This window comes from Pseudarthrobacter sp. S6, from assembly GCF_050156575.1.
Taxonomy (GTDB): Bacteria; Actinomycetota; Actinomycetes; order Actinomycetales; family Micrococcaceae; genus Arthrobacter.
In genome coordinates this window covers 1,448,752-1,464,669 of the sequence record NZ_CP189581.1, presented here as the reverse complement: position 1 = coordinate 1,464,669, position 15,918 = coordinate 1,448,752, and the positions used below count along the sequence as shown (strand labels likewise).

General features: G+C 66.4%; 13 protein-coding genes and 3 pseudogenes. 3 read left to right on the top strand and 13 right to left on the bottom strand.

Annotated elements, in window-relative coordinates; all coding sequences use genetic code 11:
* Positions 1–6 precede the first annotated feature (6 nt).
* The 4 genes from hutI to tdh all read right to left on the bottom strand — a co-directional run bounded on the left by hutI (position 7) and on the right by tdh (position 4,684).
* On the bottom strand, positions 7–1,218 hold the full coding sequence (gene hutI / locus ACQCS0_RS07090; RefSeq protein WP_354153836.1) for an imidazolonepropionase: 1,212 nt from the start codon (positions 1,216–1,218) through the stop codon (positions 7–9).
* A gap of 12 nt (positions 1,219–1,230) precedes the next feature.
* On the bottom strand, positions 1,231–2,349 hold the full coding sequence (locus tag ACQCS0_RS07085; RefSeq protein WP_354153837.1) for an FAD-dependent oxidoreductase: 1,119 nt from the start codon (positions 2,347–2,349) through the stop codon (positions 1,231–1,233).
* Positions 2,350–2,432: 83 nt separating this feature from the next.
* A complete protein-coding gene (locus ACQCS0_RS07080) occupies positions 2,433–3,629 on the bottom strand; it encodes a glycine C-acetyltransferase (protein WP_354153838.1) in 1,197 nt (398 codons plus the stop codon).
* Positions 3,630–3,637: 8 nt separating this feature from the next.
* Positions 3,638–4,684, bottom strand: coding sequence for an L-threonine 3-dehydrogenase (gene tdh, locus ACQCS0_RS07075; RefSeq protein WP_354153839.1), 1,047 nt, complete (start codon positions 4,682–4,684; stop codon positions 3,638–3,640).
* Between the two features lie 136 nt (positions 4,685–4,820).
* On the opposite strand from tdh, the gene ACQCS0_RS07070 reads away from it, so the two are divergent.
* Complete coding sequence (locus ACQCS0_RS07070; RefSeq protein ID WP_354153840.1) at positions 4,821–5,732, top strand: LysR family transcriptional regulator; 912 nt, start codon at positions 4,821–4,823, stop codon at positions 5,730–5,732.
* Between the two features lie 5 nt (positions 5,733–5,737).
* On the opposite strand, the gene ACQCS0_RS07065 is transcribed toward ACQCS0_RS07070, so the two are convergent.
* The 5 genes and pseudogenes from ACQCS0_RS07065 to ACQCS0_RS07045 form a co-directional block, all read right to left on the bottom strand.
* The gene (locus ACQCS0_RS07065; RefSeq protein WP_354153841.1) at positions 5,738–6,358 is read right to left on the bottom strand and encodes a hypothetical protein; all 621 of its coding nucleotides are present in this window, start codon (positions 6,356–6,358) and stop codon (positions 5,738–5,740) included.
* A 215-nt stretch (positions 6,359–6,573) separates the two neighbouring features.
* Positions 6,574–8,082: an Asp-tRNA(Asn)/Glu-tRNA(Gln) amidotransferase subunit GatB gene (gatB, locus tag ACQCS0_RS07060; protein ID WP_354222284.1), complete on the bottom strand. Its 1,509-nt coding sequence runs from the start codon at positions 8,080–8,082 to the stop codon at positions 6,574–6,576.
* Positions 8,082–9,641: an Asp-tRNA(Asn)/Glu-tRNA(Gln) amidotransferase subunit GatA gene (gene gatA, locus ACQCS0_RS07055; RefSeq protein ID WP_354153843.1), complete on the bottom strand. Its 1,560-nt coding sequence runs from the start codon at positions 9,639–9,641 to the stop codon at positions 8,082–8,084. Before gatA ends, gatB begins: the two co-directional genes overlap by 1 nt.
* Before the next feature lie 2 nt (positions 9,642–9,643).
* A complete protein-coding gene (gene gatC / locus ACQCS0_RS07050; protein WP_056348187.1) occupies positions 9,644–9,940 on the bottom strand; it encodes an Asp-tRNA(Asn)/Glu-tRNA(Gln) amidotransferase subunit GatC in 297 nt (98 codons plus the stop codon).
* A 145-nt stretch (positions 9,941–10,085) separates the two neighbouring features.
* Positions 10,086–10,466 (bottom strand): annotated as a pseudogene (locus ACQCS0_RS07045) (citrate:proton symporter); the annotation flags it as partial.
* On the opposite strand from ACQCS0_RS07045, the pseudogene ACQCS0_RS07040 reads away from it, so the two are divergent.
* Both ACQCS0_RS07040 and ACQCS0_RS07035 read left to right on the top strand, forming a co-directional pair.
* A pseudogene (locus ACQCS0_RS07040) lies at positions 10,456–11,286 on the top strand (sensor histidine kinase); the annotation flags it as partial. The pseudogenes ACQCS0_RS07045 and ACQCS0_RS07040 overlap by 11 nt on opposite strands.
* A pseudogene (locus ACQCS0_RS07035) lies at positions 11,279–11,668 on the top strand (response regulator). The pseudogenes ACQCS0_RS07040 and ACQCS0_RS07035, both read left to right, overlap by 8 nt.
* 90 nt (positions 11,669–11,758) lie before the next feature.
* Here the strand turns inward: ACQCS0_RS07035 and ACQCS0_RS07030 are convergent.
* From ACQCS0_RS07030 to ligA, 4 genes are read right to left on the bottom strand one after another with little or no spacing between them, the layout of a single operon-like run.
* Positions 11,759–12,142, bottom strand: coding sequence for a RidA family protein (locus ACQCS0_RS07030; protein ID WP_354153845.1), 384 nt, complete (start codon positions 12,140–12,142; stop codon positions 11,759–11,761).
* A gap of 38 nt (positions 12,143–12,180) precedes the next feature.
* Positions 12,181–12,693, bottom strand: a complete 513-nt coding sequence (locus ACQCS0_RS07025; RefSeq protein WP_354153846.1) for a GNAT family N-acetyltransferase — start codon at positions 12,691–12,693, stop codon at positions 12,181–12,183.
* A 26-nt stretch (positions 12,694–12,719) separates the two neighbouring features.
* Entirely contained in the window at positions 12,720–13,538 is an 819-nt protein-coding gene (locus tag ACQCS0_RS07020) for an inositol monophosphatase family protein (RefSeq protein WP_354222287.1), read from the bottom strand.
* Positions 13,535–15,805, bottom strand: a complete 2,271-nt coding sequence (gene ligA / locus ACQCS0_RS07015; protein WP_426939422.1) for an NAD-dependent DNA ligase LigA — start codon at positions 15,803–15,805, stop codon at positions 13,535–13,537. Before ligA ends, ACQCS0_RS07020 begins: the two co-directional genes overlap by 4 nt.
* Positions 15,806–15,918: the final 113 nt, after the last annotated feature.

The window sequence follows — 15,918 nt, the reverse complement described above, 5'->3', positions numbered from 1 at the left end:
CCCCAGTTAGCGTGCCCGCGCACCGGCCCGCCACACCCCGTACGTGAGCGGCATACCCGGGCGGTAGGCGAGGTGCGTGGCGGAGGGCGCGTTGAGCATGTGCAGATCTGCCCGGTGCCCGACGGCGAGCGAACCCACCGCCCGGGCGCCGTCGGCGTCGTGCCCTGTCTCCCGGTGCAGCGCCAGCGCGCCCCCATAGGTTGCAGCACGCACCGCCTCGTGGACGCTGAACCGCATCTGCAGCACCGCCGTCGCCACGTTGAACGCCATGGAACTGGTGTACGAGGTACCCGGATTGCAATTGGACGCCAACGCCACCTGCACCCCGGCGTCCAACAGTTCACGCCCCGGGGCCAGCGGCTGCCGGGTGGAAAGATCGCAGGCGGGTAGGCAGGTTGCCACGGTGCCCCGGCCACCCGTACCGCTGACCGGATTCCAGCCGGACCAGCTTTCCGCGAGCGCCGCCACGTCACGGTCCGACAGGTAGTTCACGTGGTCCACGCTGGCTGCCCCGAATTCCACCGCCAACTGCACGCCGGGACCTTCGCCAAGCTGATTGCCGTGGACCCGGATCCCCAGTCCCGAGGCGCGGCACGCCTCCAGCACACGGCGGGACTGCTCGGCAGTGAAGGCGCCTTTCTCGCAGAACACGTCCGCCCACCGGACGTAGGGCCGGACGGCATCAAGCATGGGCCCGCAGACGAGATCGGTGTAGGCCTCGGCATCGGTGCCCGCGGGGACAAGGTGGGCGCCAAGGTAGGTGACTTCGTCTGCGACCGTGGAGGCGATCCGGGCGCTCCGGGCCTCATGCTCAATGTCCAGCCCGTACCCCGTCTTGGTTTCGAGGTAGGTGGTGCCCTGCGACACGGCCTCGGACACACGCGCCATGGCCAGCCGGGTGAGGTCGAAATCGGACGCGCGCCGTGTGGCGCCCATGGTGACGGCGATACCACCGGCCGAATACGCCTCCCCTGCCATCCGCGCCTCGAACTCCGCGGTGCGGTCGCCAGCGAAGACCAGGTGGGTGTGCGAATCCACCCAGCCAGGCAAAACGGCCCGGCCGCCGGCATCCACGGCTTCGTCGGCCGCCGGCGCATCCGCGGCGGAACCGAGCCAGGCGATCCGTTCGCCCTCGATCACCACGGCGGCCTTTTTAAGGACGCGGTGGTCCAGATCCTGGGTCATCAGCTCGGCGATGTTGGTGATCAGGGTGCTCATGGGTTCCATTGTTCAGCGCCGGATGGACCATCGCGTGGCCGCCAGCGCCTCCGCTGTCCGGGATGCCGGATGATGGTCCGCAACGGTACTGTGACCGGTGCCCTGCCCGGCCAGAATCTGCGCGGCGGCGAGCTCGGCCATGGCCGATGAGGTCTGGAAGCCGTAACCGCCCTGACCGGCCAGCCAGTAGAACCCGGGGGCTTCGGCGTCGAAACCGGCTACCGGAACGCCGTCGGCTGCCTCGGTCCTGAGCCCCGTCCATGCGCTCCGAACTCCGCGGATTCCCAACGTGGTCAGCTGGTTGAGCTTCACGATCAGCCGCTCGATATCGCCGGGCCGCGGCCTGGCGTCTTCGGGTCCGCTGGGCACCGTTTCCGACGGCGAGATCAGCACCTCGGTGCCCTCCCGGCGGAAATAGAACGAGTTGTCCGCTGCCGCCACCATGGGGCTGTGCCCGGGCAGGGGACGTTCGACGTCGACGATCGCCGCAGTGCGCCGGTACGGCTGCAGCCCGAGCTTCTCCACACCGCTGATCACGGCGATTTCATCGGCCCAGGCGCCGGCCGCGTTGACCAGCACACCGGACTCAAAGGCTTCCTGACCGGCCCCGATCTCCCAGCCCGAGCCCAGCCGCTGGGCGGAATGCACCCGTGCCCCGGTGATGATGTCGGCGCCGGCGGCCTCCGCCCGCAGGCGGTGATCGGCCAGCAGCAGCGGGGCGTTACAGCCGAAGGATCCGGTATCCAGGCCTGCGGCTGAGAAGGCCCCGGGGACCAGTGCAGGGCAAAGCTCCAGTGCCCGGTCGTGCGTGATGGGACTCATGTGGCCGCTGGCCTCGGCGCGGACGGACTCCTCGGTGCCGATGAGCATAAAACTCCGCGGCGTCAGGACAGGTTCGGGGAGTTGCGCGTCCCGGGCCGCCATCAGCTCCAGGGTCCGGACCGTGAGTTCCTGGACCACCTCAGGGCCGTAACTCGGAATAAGCTGGCGCGCGGAGCGGGAGGACGTGTGGTACGCCAGCTCCTGCTCCGCTTCCACCAGCGCCACGCTGCAGCTGCCCGCGAGCGCGGAGGCCAGGGACAGGCCGGCGATGCCGCCGCCCACAATCAGGACGTCGTAGTGTGCTGCCATGGCTCCATCCTTGCAGAGTTGCCCTGCGTCCGCGCCGGTCCTGCTCTGTAAGGTTTAGCCCGGCTGGGTTAAACCTGGCTGGGTTAGCCTGCTACCGCCGCACGGCTGGCGACGAACGCACCCACGCACGCTTCGACGTCGTCCGCTGAGTGCGACGCTGAAAGCTGCACACGGATCCGGGCGGCGCCGCGCGGGACCACCGGGAAACTGAACGCGGTGACGAAGACGCCGTGCTGGAGCATCTGGTCCGCTACCTTGGCGGCCATCACGGCATCCCCGAACATCACGGGAACAATCGCGTGTTCGCCGTCCAGGAGTTCGAAGCCCTCCTCGGTCATCCGGCGGCGGAATAGCCGGGCATTCTCGAACAGCCGGGTCCGCAGGTCACCGGAGTTCTCCACCAGGTCAAGCGCCTTGATGGTCGCGGCGACGATCGCGGGGGCCAGGGAGTTGGAGAACAGGTACGGGCGCGCTTTCTGGCGGAGCATGGCCACCACTTCGCTGCGGCCGGACACATAGCCGCCGGACGCGCCGCCCAGGGCCTTGCCGAACGTTCCGGTGTAGATGTCCACGCGCTGGGACACCCCGGCATGCTCGGGGGTTCCGGCACCGGTGGCACCCATAAAGCCGACGGCGTGGGAATCGTCCACCATCACCAGGGCGTCGTGCTTCTCGGCGAGGTCGCAGATGGCTTCCAGCGGCGCCAGGTAGCCGTCCATGGAGAACACGCCGTCGGTGACGATGATCTTCCGCCGTGCATCCTTCGCTTCAACAAGCTTGGCCTCGAGGTCCGTCATGTCCTGGTTGGCGTAGCGGAACCGCTGGGCCTTGCAGAGCCGGATGCCGTCGATGATGGAGGCGTGGTTGAGGGCATCGGAGATGATGGCGTCCTCCGGCCCGAAGAGGGATTCGAAGACCCCGCCGTTGGCATCAAAGCAGCTGGAGAACAGGATGGTGTCCTCCGTGCCGAGGAACCTGGAGACCCTGGCTTCCAGTTCCAGGTGCAGGTCCTGGGTGCCGCAGATGAAGCGGACGCTGGCCATGCCGAAGCCCCGCGAGTCCATGGCTGACTTCGCGGCGGCGATGATGTCCGGGTGGTCCGCGAGGCCCAGGTAGTTGTTGGCGCAGAAGTTCAGGACGGTGGCGCCGGGCTGGCCGATCTGCCCTGCCGTGACGTGGCTGGACTGCGGGGAGTTGATGCTGCGTTCGGTTTTGAATAGCCCGGCGGTGCGGATGTCGTCCAGCTCAGTCAGCAGCTGGTCCTTGATGGAGGTGTACATGGTGCTCCTTAGAGTTCGGTCCAGTCGAGGACAACTTTTCCGCCAACGCCGGCGCGGGCGGTCGCGAAACCTTTTTCCCACTCTGCGGCGGGCAGCGTGTCCGTCACCACCGCTGAGATGCCGGCGTGCAGGACCGGGTTGGAGGAGAGCATGGCGCTCATGGCGTACCAGGTCTCATACATTTCCCGGCCGTAGATGCCCTTCAGGGTCAGCATGTGCGTGACCACTTTGCCCCAGTCGATGGTGATGTCCTGGCTGGGCAGGCCGAGCATGGCAATACGGCCGCCGTGGTTCATGTTGTTGATCATCTCAGGGAGGGCCGTGGGGTGGCCGGACATTTCCATCCCGATGTCGAAGCCCTCCCGCATGCCGAGTTCACGCTGGGCATCCTTGACGCGCGTGGTGGAGACGTCGATGGCCAGGTCCACGCCCAGCTGGCGTGCCAGGTCGAGCCGCGGCTTGGAGACGTCAGTGATGGCGATCTTGCGCGCACCGGCGTGGCGCGCCACCGCAACGGCCATCAGTCCGATGGGCCCGGCACCCGTGATCAGCACGTCCTCGCCCACCAGGGGAAAGCTTAGGGCGGTGTGCACGGCATTGCCGAACGGATCGAAAATCGCGCCGAGCTCCGGGGTGATGGAGGGATCTTGGTGGACCCAGACGTTGGTCTCGGGGATGACAACATACTCGGCGAAGGCGCCGTCCCGCTGCACGCCGACGCTGACGGTATGGATACACATATGGCGGCGCCCCGCGCGGCAATTCCGGCAGATCCCGCAGACCACGTGGCCCTCACCGGATACCCGGTCCCCCACCTTGACGTCGCGGACGCCGTGGCCGATTTCCACTACTTCACCGTAGAACTCATGGCCGGCGATGAGCGGCGCCTGGATCATGCTCTGTGCCCAGGCGTCCCAGGACTGGATGTGCAGGTCCGTGCCGCAGATCCCTGTGGTCATGACCCGGATCTTGACGTCGTTGGGTCCCGCTTCGGGCTCGGGGCGGTCGACGAGTTCGAACCCGGCGTGTGCACCAGACTTGTAGAGGGCCTTCATTGGCTTCCTAACTCTTGGCAGTCGCCTCGCGGCTGCGGGCGGAGATCTCCCTTCATTAGAGCCATTTCGAAGCATTAGCACAAGCAGTTTTTTCTCAATCGACGATGAAGTATTAGCTAATGTATAGACTGGACGGATGGAAATTCATCAGCTGGAAATCCTCCGGGAACTGGGGGCCCTGGGCAGCGTGAAGGCGGTGGCCGAGACGCTCATGGTGACGCCGTCCGCAGTGTCCCAGCAACTGGCGTTGCTGCAACGCAACGTGGAGGTTCCGCTGACCCGCAAAGAGGGCCGCAACCTGGTGCTGACCGAAGCCGGCCAGGTGCTCGCCGACGCAGGTGCCGCCGTCGTCAGTGCCATGGCGGACGCCCGGACGGCGATCGGCGCCTATCACGGCTCGCCCGTTGGCCCCGTGACCATCAGCGGTTTCCACAGCGCGGGGCAGGCGCTGTTCGCGCCGCTTGCCCGCATGCTGGACGCGCCCGGCCAGCCGCGGATCCAGCTTTCCGACGAGGACGTGGCGCAGCAGGACTTTCCGGCGCTCACGGCGCGGTACGACCTGGTGCTGGCGCACCGGATGGACCACAGCCCGCGTTGGCCGGAGGAGCGTGTGGCAGTGATCCCGCTGGCGCACGAACCGCTGGATGTGGCCCTGTCGGCGGAACATCGCCTGGCCAGCCAGGACACACTGACCGCGGCCGACGTCGTAGGCGAACCGTGGGTGACCAGCCACACGGGTTACTCTCCCGCGGACGTGCTGTCCGCCGTCGCGGCCGTCTCCAGCAAGGAATTGAACATCGTCCACCGGATCAACGACTACTCCACGGTGGCCGCGCTGGTCGCGGCGGGCGGTGTGGTGGGTCTGTTGCCGCGGCATACGGCGCGGCCCGTGCTCAACCCGGGCATTGTGCTGCGGCCGCTTGAGGGCATCAGCACCCGGCGGCGGATCGATATCCTGGCCCGCCCGGAGAACCTGAAGCGCCGCTCGGTGATGATTGTGTGCGAGGCGCTGCAGGCGATCATGACCGGACTGGTGGAACAGGGCTAGGCTACCTACTTTTCGGATGGCTTGGCGTGGCCGAGGCCCTTGCCCATCCCGTGGCCGTGCCCCTTGCCCAGGCTTTTCCCAAGGCCGTTGCCCGGACCGGCACCGGCGCCCTCCACGATCTGGCGCGCCGTGGCGTCGTCGCCGCTCTTCACGCCCGAGATCCTGACGGCCTCGCCCGTGGCGATTTCCGCGATGGTGACCTCTGACCGCTTCAGCCGCTTCCCGTCGTCGCCCGTTGCCGGCGAACCGTCCGCGGCCGGGGCCGGGAACTTGATGATCTTGGTATCCGCGTTGACGGCGTAGGTCTGGGTGAAGCCGTCTTCGCTCTTGACGGTGACCGAGGTTTCGCTGACGGCGTCCACCGTGCCTTGCTGGGTCAGCACGGTTTCGAAGGACCCGTCCGCCTTCTTCACCACACTTTCACTGTGCAGATGCTGCGGGCGCTGGGCTTTGGCCGGCTTCTCCTGGCCCGGCGCCTTGTCCGACTTCCCCGGGCCAGACGCTGACGGAGACGGCGATGGCGTGTCCGCGGACCAGGCGATGGCGACGCCGGTGCCGGTCAGCGCCAGCGCTACGACGCCGGCCAGCAGGACCTTGCGGAATCTGAACGGTTCTTGGACCAACATGGCCATTCCTCCCACAGCACCGGCAGGGCTCCGGCGCCCTGGATCTTCAGTCTAGAACCGGGAAGCCACACTGAACACGCGTACTTTTCGGGCAGGAAGCGAGTACTTAAAGCCCAACTGGGTCGCAGTAGATGTCGTAATGAGCGCTCATGACAGCATTAACTGCGACCCAGTTGGGTTAAAACAGGCTGCTTAGCCTGCGGCTCGGCCCTCGGCTAGCCTTCAACGCCGAGCTTCGCGAGGATCAGCTCCTTGACGCGGCCGGCGTCGGCCTGCCCGCGGGTGGCCTTCATAACGCCGCCCACGATCGCGCCGATCGCCTGGAGCTTGCCGGCGCGGATTTTGTCCGCGACGTCGGGCTGCGCGGCGAGGGCGGCGTCGATGGCTTCCAGGAGGGGGCCGGCGTCGGAAACGACGGCGAGTCCGCGCTTCTCCACGATCTCCGCCGGGGTGCCTTCGCCGGCGAGGACGCCGTCCAGGACCTCGGTGGCCATCTTGTTGTTGATCTTGCCGTCCTCAACCATCCGGTTCAGCTCCACGATGGTGGCGGGCTGCACGCCCAGCTGGCCGGGATCGACGTCGGCGTTCTTGGCCCGGCCAACGATCTCGCCCATCCACCACTTGCGGGCCACGGAGGCAGCGGCTCCTGCGGCGATGGTTTCCTCGATCTCATCCATCACGCCGGCGTTGACAACATCGCGGAATTCCAGGTCCGAGTAACCCCAGTCGGCCTGCAGGCGCTTTCGGCGGGCCGCCGGCGGCTCGGGCAGAGTGGCGCGGAGTTCCTCGACCCATTCGCGGGACGCAACGATCGGGACCAGGTCGGGCTCCGGGAAGTAGCGGTAGTCATCGGCGTCCGACTTGGGACGGCCCGAGGTGGTGGTGCGGGTGTCCTCGTGCCAGTGGCGCGTTTCCTGGATGACCGGGTTGCCGGCATCCAGGACGGCTGCGTGCCGCTGGATCTCGTAGCGGACGGCGTGTTCGACGGCGCGCAGCGAGTTGACGTTTTTCGTTTCGGAGCGAATGCCGAAGCGTTCGCGGCCGTGCGGGCGCAGCGAAACGTTCGCGTCGCAGCGCACGTTGCCGCGTTCCATCTTGGCGTCCGAGACGCCCAGGTTCTTGACGATCTCCCGGACGGCGGCCACGTAGGCCTTGGCCAGCTCCGGGGCGCGGGAACCGGCGCCCTCGATGGGCTTGGTGACAATCTCCACCAGCGGAACGCCGGAGCGGTTGTAGTCCACCAGCGAGAAGTCGGCACCCTGGATGCGGCCGGCGGCCCCGCCCATGTGGGTCAGCTTGCCGGCGTCCTCTTCCATGTGGGCGCGCTCGATCTCCACGCGGAAGATGGTCCCGTCCGCGAGTTCGATGTCCAGGTAGCCGTCGTACGCGATCGGGTCCTCGTACTGTGACGTCTGGAAGTTTTTGGGAGTGTCCGGGTAGAAGTACTGCTTCCGGGCAAACGTGCAGGATTCAGCGATCTTGCAGTTCAGGGCAAGGCCGATCTTGATCGAGGACTCGATCGCGACCCTGTTCACTACCGGCAGCACACCGGGCATGCCCAAGTCCACCTCGTTGACGTTGGTGTTCGGCTCGTCGCCGAAGACGTTGGGCGCGGAGGAGAACATCTTGGACTTGGTGTTGAGTTCCACGTGGACCTCGAACCCCAGGACGGGATCGTACTTCTCCATGGCCTCTTCGAAGCTCAGGGTTGCCTCAGTGATCATTATTTTGCCTCCTTGGCTTCAACAAGGGTCTCAACCAACGCCGGTGCACGGTCCAGGAGCGGTCCGCCCCACTGTGCCTCAAGCAGGGATTCCAGGACAGCACCCACCCGGTAGAGCCGGGCATCCTCGCGGGCCGGAGCCAGCAGCTGGATGCCGACCGGAAGGCCGTCCTCGTCCGCCAGGCCACCGGGCAGGGTCAGCCCGGGAACGCCTGCCAGGTTGGCGGGGATGGTGGCGACGTCGTTGAGGTACATCGCCAGCGGGTCATTCAGTTTCTCGCCGAGCTTGAACGCCGTGGTGGGCGCCGTGGGCGAGATCAGGACGTCGGCCTGCGCGAACGCGGCCTCGAAGTCGCGCTGCACCAGGGTACGGACCTTCTGGGCCGACCCGTAGTACGCGTCGTAGTAGCCGGCGCTCAGCGCGTAGGTACCCAGGATGATGCGGCGCTTGACTTCGTCGCCGAATCCTGCGGCGCGGGTGGCACCCATAACGCGTTCGATCGTCATGGGTCCGTCCTCGGGCAGGACGCGCAGGCCGTACCGGACGCCGTCGAACTTTGCCAGGTTGGAGGAGGCCTCCGACGGCATGATCAGGTAGTAGGCACCGAGGGCGTACTGGAAGTTGGGGCAGGACACCTCAACGATTTCCGCACCGGCCTGCTTCAGCAGTTCCAGGGCTTCGTTGAAGCGGTTCTCGACGCCGGCCTGGTAGCCCTCGCCGTGGAGTTCCTTGATGATGCCGATCCGCATGCCTTCGACGTTGCCCACGCGGGCGGCGGCGACTAGGTCTGCCAGGGGGTCGGGCAGGGATGTGGAGTCAAAGGGATCATGCCCGCCGATGACCTGGTGCAGCAGCGCCGAGTCCAGGACGGTGCGGGAAACCGGGCCGATCTGGTCCAGCGAGGAAGCCATGGCGATAGCACCGTAGCGGGAGACGCCGCCGTAGGTGGGCTTGACTCCCACGGTGCCGGTGACGGCGCCGGGCTGGCGGATGGATCCGCCGGTGTCCGTACCGAGGGCCAGCGGGGCCTCGAAGGCAGCAACGGCCGCAGCCGAGCCGCCGCCGGAACCGCCGGGGATCCGGTCCAGGTCCCACGGGTTGCGGGTGGGGCCGTACGCGGAGTGCTCGGTGGAGGAACCCATGGCGAATTCGTCCAGGTTGGTTTTGCCCAGGATGGGCATTTTGGCGGCGCGGAGGCGTTTGACCACTGTGGCGTCGTAGGGGCTGTGCCAGCCCTCGAGGATCCTGGAGCCTGCCGTGGTGGGCTGGCCGATGGTGACGATGAGGTCCTTGACCGCGATCGGCACGCCGGCGAGCACGTGGAGTTCCTCGGCAGCGGCACCGCCGGCGGCACGGATGGCGTCCACCTCAGCGGCGACGGCGAGCGCTTCTTCAGTGTTGACGTGCAGGAACGCGTTCACGCCGCGTTCGCCGCCGTCGACAGCTGCAATCCGGTCCAGGTAAGCCTGCGTGACCTCGACGGAGGTGACCTCGCGGGCGGCCAGCTTGGCGGCCAACTGCGCGGCAGAGAGGCGGATGAGTTCGTTGGTGTCAGTCATGGTTATGCCTCATCCAGGATTGCCGGGACCTTGAAACGGTTCTCATCGGAATCCGGAGCTCCCGAGAGTGCCTGCTCCGCGGTGAATGTGTGGCCCACAACGTCCTCGCGGAACACGTTGGTCAGCGGGATCGGGTGGGAGGTTGCCGGGACGTCATCACCGGCGGCTTCACTCACGGACTTCACTGAATCAACGATGACGGCGAGTTCGCCGGCCATCCTGTCCAGCTCTTCAGCACTCATCTCGATGTGAGCGAGCTGCGCGAGGTGCGCAACATCGTCACGGTTGATCGCAGCCATGGATCTCCCCTGCAGGTTCGGATTGTTTTCCGAACCAGTCTAGTGGGGAAACGTCAGTGCCCGTCTGACGACCCCCAGCGGGCGTCAGACGGGCACATCGGTGCCGTGGTCCCGGCCACAAGGGCCAGCCGCAGGCAGCTATAGACTAACCGATCCCGATGGCTCCCGTCAGCATCCCCACGCCCAGCATGACGAGGGAAACCACTGCGGTGCGCCAAAGGACCTTTTTGTGGTGGTCGCCGAGGTCCACCTTGGCCAGCGAGACGAGCAGAAGGATGGCCGGAACCAGCGGGCTCTGCAGGTGGAACGGCTGCCCGGTGATGGAGGCACGCGCCATGTCCGCGGCGCTGATTCCGTAGTGCGCGGCGGTCTCGCTGAGCACGGGCAGGACGCCGAAGTAGAAGGCGTCGTTGCTCATGAAGAACGTCATGGGGATGCTGAGGACGCCGGTGATGACGGCCGTGAACGGGCCCATGCTCGTGGGGATGATCTGGACAAGCCACGCGGACATGGCCTCGACCACGCCGTGGGCCGACGCTCCGGTGCCCGGGCAGCTCAAGGCGCTGACCCGGCCTGACGCGTCGGAGGCCGATGCCATTGAGCTGGTGGTCGGCGACAGTGTCCTGGTGGCCAACGCGCGCAAGGCCCTGTATCGAAGCGAGGACCTGGGCTGGGTGGTGATGCTCCGGGACCGCACCGAACTCCAGCAGCTCACCCGGCAGCTCGACGCCGTGGGCACCATGTCCACGGCCCTGCGCGCGCAGCGCCACGAATTCGCCAACCAGCTGCACACCATCGCTGGCCTGATGAGCATCGGGCAGCACCAGCAGGCCCACGATTACCTGGCCGGGCTGGTCGCGACGGGGCCGCTGAAGTTTCCGGTGGACCAGGCGGAACTGTTCCAGGACCCGTACTTGCAGGCCTTTGTGGGTGCCAAGGGGGTGGAGGCTGATGAGCGCGGTGTTACGCTGCGGATCGGGCCCGAAACACTGGTCCGGGGCCAAGTCACGGAGCCGCAGGACGTGACCACTGTGCTGGGCAACCTGATAGACAACGCGGTGAACGCCGCCGTCGCCGGTTCGTCCCCGGACCGCTGGGTGGAGCTGGAGGTGCTGGATGAACCGCACGACGACGGCGGGACGCTGCACATCGTCGTCGCCGATTCCGGCGACGGGCTGGCCGCCGGGAGCCGTGGCGGGCAGGGGCTGGGCCTGGCCCTCGCCCGGAAGTTGGCGCGGCGCCGCGGCGGGGACGTCCGCTTGCTGGAGCCGGGGACAACGGCCCGGACAGGGGCGGGGACACCTTCGGGGACCACGGATTTGGCTCGAGAGGACAATGATGCCTGAGGATTTCAGGGTGCTGATTGTGGATGACGATTTCCACGTGGCCAAGCTGCATGCCGCGTATGTGGATTCGGTGGCGGGATTCCTTGCGCTGGCGCCGGTGGGGTCGGCGTCCTTGGCCCTGCAGGCGATCCACAGTCTCCGCCCGGATCTGGTGCTGCTGGATGTTTACCTGCCGGACGCCTCAGGGCTCGACCTGCTGCAGCAGCTCGACGTGGACACCATGATCCTCAGAGCCGCGTCGGACACCGGGTCGCTGCGGAAAGCGTTCCGCCACGGCGCAACGGTACCTGTCCTCGCTGGCCGACGACGAGCCGTCGACATCCAACTGCGCTACGGGACCACCGGACGCCCGGAACACCGCTACAGCCTCCCGGGCCAGTAGCGGCGCCCTTCGAACGCGAAAGGACACTTGGGGCCCCGGAATCCAGGGCCCCAAGTATCCGTTCGCGCCGGGGGTGCAGGTTGGAGCGTGCTAGTTGGCGCTCTTCTGCGCCACGAGCTCGATCTCGACGAGCATCTTCGGGTCAAGGAACGGCAGGACGTGCACCAGGGCAAGCGTGGGGCGGATCTCGCCGAAGACCTCACCATGGGCGCGGCCGGCCTCTTCCCACTTGCTGATGTCCGTCAGGTACAGCTTGGACTGGACCACGTCGTCGAAGCTGAAACCGGCGTCGGCCAGGACCACGCCGAGCTTCTGCAGGATGTACTGGGTCTGCGTGTAGAAGTCATCGCCCACAATGCCATCCTCGCCGCTGGCAGCCGTGGCGGAGATGTACAGTGTATTGTCCACCTGGACGGCGCGGGAGTAGCCGAGGGTCTGCTCCCAGACGGAGCCGGTGCCGAATGTTTTGCGCATGGTGGGCCTTTCAGTGCCGAAAATGAGTCGGCACCACTTTAGGTTGACTGGACGTCAAGCCGGTAAACCAGCAGCTTTATGTCGGTGCCCGGAATCAACCAGTCGCGCTCGGGGACACGTTTGAAGCCTGTCTTCCGGTAGAGGCCGTGGGCGCTCTCCCAGGTCCCGCCGGTGGTCAGGGCAATGCCGGCGATCCCCTCCAGCGATTTGGCATACTCAATGATGGCCTCCACCATGGCCTTGCCTGCGCCACTGCGCTGGACCGCGGGATCCACAACCAGCATCCGGAACTCCAGCTCATCCGGCCGGGCGATGTCGGCGAACGGTTCACCTGCCAGCGCGAGAGTCACGGATCCCACCACCTGCCGGCCACGCTCCGCAACCCAGATGGTGGCCTTCGCTGCACGGGCGGCAACATCCTGGATCTGCTGCATATACGGATGGTCCGCGCTGTCGAAATACCCTGCTGCCAGGTATGAGTCCACGGTGATCCTGGCGATGGCCTGGAAGTCTGCCTCTACGGCCGGACGGATGGTTATTTGCGATAGCACCTGACAATGCTAGTGGCGCAACGGCGTCACAGCGGAAACTTCCCGGACAACGCCAAGGTCCCGGCGCAGGTCCAGGCCGCTAGCCTGTCCTCGTCGGAGGGTCCGCCATCCAGCGGACTGGCCAGCCGGGGACGCCGGACCCAGCAACCGGCTTCCTCGGCAATCAGCGCACCGGCGGAGAAGTCATGTTCGTTGAGCCCGCGTTCGCCGTAGGCGTCGTGGGTCCCGTCAGCCACCATGCAGAGGTCCAGCGCTGCGGAGCCCAGCCGCCGGACGTCTGCGAATCCGTCCATCAGGCTGCCCAGCAGTGCCGCCTGTTCGGAGCGGATGGCGGGGTCGTAACTGAAGCCGGTGGCGAGGATCTGCCCGGTACGGTCCGGCACCGGGCCATGGAGCCGGGTCACCCGGCCGCCTTCTTCCAGCCACGCACCCTGGCCACGGGCAGCGTAGTAGACGCGGCCCAGCGCCGGGGCGTTGACGACGCCAGCCAGCCAGACGCCGTCGGAATCCGCCACTGCCACGGAGGTGGCGTAGTAGACGATGTTCCGGATGAAGTTGGTGGTACCGTCCAGCGGGTCGATGGACCAGCGATAACCGGAGGGGGCAGCGGGCCGGGTGGTCCCGTGTTCCTCGCCCGTGATGGTGTCCTGTGGGCGAACGGCCGTGATGGCATCGCGAACCGCGTTCTCCGCGGCGACATCAAAGGCCGTAACCCAATCGCCGGCGTCGCCTTTGTTGCTGACATCCAGGGTTTCGCCATTGCGGGAAGCCAGTACGGCGGCGCCGGCGGCGGCTGCTTGACGGGCCACCGCAAGCAGTTCGGTAATGAGATCCTGCTGGTTCATTCGGCTGCCTCTTCTGATTCTGTGGACGTCGGTGTGGGCGCGGCTTCGGCGGCAGGCGCCGGGCCGTTCGCTAGGAGTTCCCGGAAGCCGTCCTCGTCCAGCACGGGAATTCCGAGCTGTTCGGCTTTGTCGAGTTTGGTGCCTGCGCTTTCGCCGGCCACCACATAACTGGTGTTTTTCGAGACCGAGCCGGCGGCTTTCCCTCCGCGGATGAGGATCGCTTCCTTCGCCTCGTCCCGGCTGAAGGTCGGCAGGGAGCCGGTAACCACAAGGGTTAACCCTTCCAGGGTCCGCGGCATGGATTGGTCGCGCTCGTCCTCCATGCGGACCCCGGCCGCGGCCCAGTGGTCAATGATTTCCACGTGCCAGGCCTCGGCAAACCACTCCTTCAGTGCGGCCGCGATGGTTGGGCCGACGCCGTCGACGTGGGCCAGGTCTTCCTCGGAGGCGTTCCGGATGCCGTCCATGGTGCCGAACGCCGTGGCCAGGGCCCTCGAGGCGCGGGGACCAACGTGCCGGATTGACAGGGCAACCAGCACCCGCCACAGTGGCTGGGCCTTTGCCTTCTCCAGCTCCGCTAAGAGCTTCGCGGTGGTCGCCGTGGGCTTGGACGGCGTCGTGGCGGTTGCCTTTGTCCAGAAGTACGGGACCAGCTCGAAGATGCCGGTGCCCACGCCCTTGGAACGTTTCTCGCGCAGGATCCGCACGTGCTCCAGATCCGCCGCGGTCAGGGAGAAGAGCCCCGATTCGCTTACCAGCGGGCCGGGCCTGGGCTCCGCCGGATCGGTAAGTGCCACGGCAGCTTCACCGCCGAGGGCCTCAATGTCGAAGGCCCCGCGGCCGGCCAGGTGCGCGACGCGCTCCGTCAGTTGGATAGGGCAGGATCTGGAATTGGGACAGCGGATGTCGATGTCACCCTCCTTGGAGGGTGCGAGCTCCGTGCCGCAGGACGGGCACTCGGCGGGCATCACGAATTCGCGCAGTTCGTCCTCACGGCCTGTGCGCAGCGCCATCACGGGGCCGACGATCTCCGGGATGACGTCTCCGGCCTTGCGCAGCACCACGACGTCGCCGATCAGCACGCCCTTGGCCTTGACCACGTCCTGGTTGTGCAGCGTGGCACGGGCCACAGTGGAACCTGCCACCTTCACCGGCTCGAGTACCCCGAACGGGGTCACACGGCCGGTACGGCCCACCTGGACCTGGATGTCCAGCAGTTTGGTGTGGACTTCTTCCGGCGGGTACTTGTAGGCGACGGCCCAGCGGGGAACGCGGGAGGTGTAGCCGAGGGCACGCTGCGTGGCGAAGTCGTTGATTTTGACCACGATGCCGTCGATTTCGTGCATCAGGGTATGCCGTTGCTCGCCATAGCGCTTGATGAAGGCCAGGACCTCCGGCAGGCCACCGAGAACCTCGAAATACGGACTGACGGGAAGGCCCCACTGTTCAAGCACGGCGTACGTCTGGGACTGGGTCAGTGTCTCAAGCCCTTCGCGCGCACCAATGCCGTGGACAAACATCCGCAACGGACGCTTGGCGGTTTCCGCCGGATCCTTCTGCCTGATCGAACCGGCGGCAGCATTCCTGGGGTTGGCCAGTGGCGCCTTGCCGGCTTCAATCAGTGCCTCATTGAATTCCGCAAAAGCCTTCGAGGGGATAAAGACCTCACCCCGGATTTCCACCTCGGAGGGAAAGCCGGTGCCCGTCAGTTCCGTCGGGATTTCCTTGATCGTCAGGACGTTGTGGGTAATGTCTTCACCCGTGGTTCCGTCACCCCTCGTGGCGGCACGGACCAGTTTCCCGTCGCGGTACAACAGGTTGACCGCGAGGCCGTCAATCTTCAGTTCCGTGAGCCACGCCAGCTGGGCGGTGTCCCCCAGCTTGCTGACGCCGGCCTCGGCCTTGGTGATCCAGGCTTCCAGCTCCGCCAGGGAAAAGACGTCCTCGAGGCTGTACATCCGCTGCAGGTGTTCGACGGCGGCGAACGCGGCTGAGACTTCCCCGCCAACCTCCTGCGTGGGCGAATCATTGGCTACCAACTCCGGATGCAGTGCCTCGATCTCCTCCAGGCGCCGGAACAGTGCGTCGAACTCAGCGTCCGAGACCAGGGGTTCGTCCTGCTGGTAGTACGCAAACCGGTACTTCCTGACCAGGTCCGTCAGGTTTTCGTATTCTTCGCGAACGGACCCGGCGGGGACGGCATCCTGATGCAAAAGTTCCTCAGTGCTGTTTGCTGTTTTTTCTGCGGGGACCGGTGCTGTGCTCACAGACCTATCTTGCCCTACGGCCACGACAACCAAACGCCCATGCGCCGCCGAGCCCCGTAAACGGCCGCGGAGGACCTATCCCGCTGTCGACGGGCGCCGCTGCCCATGCACCA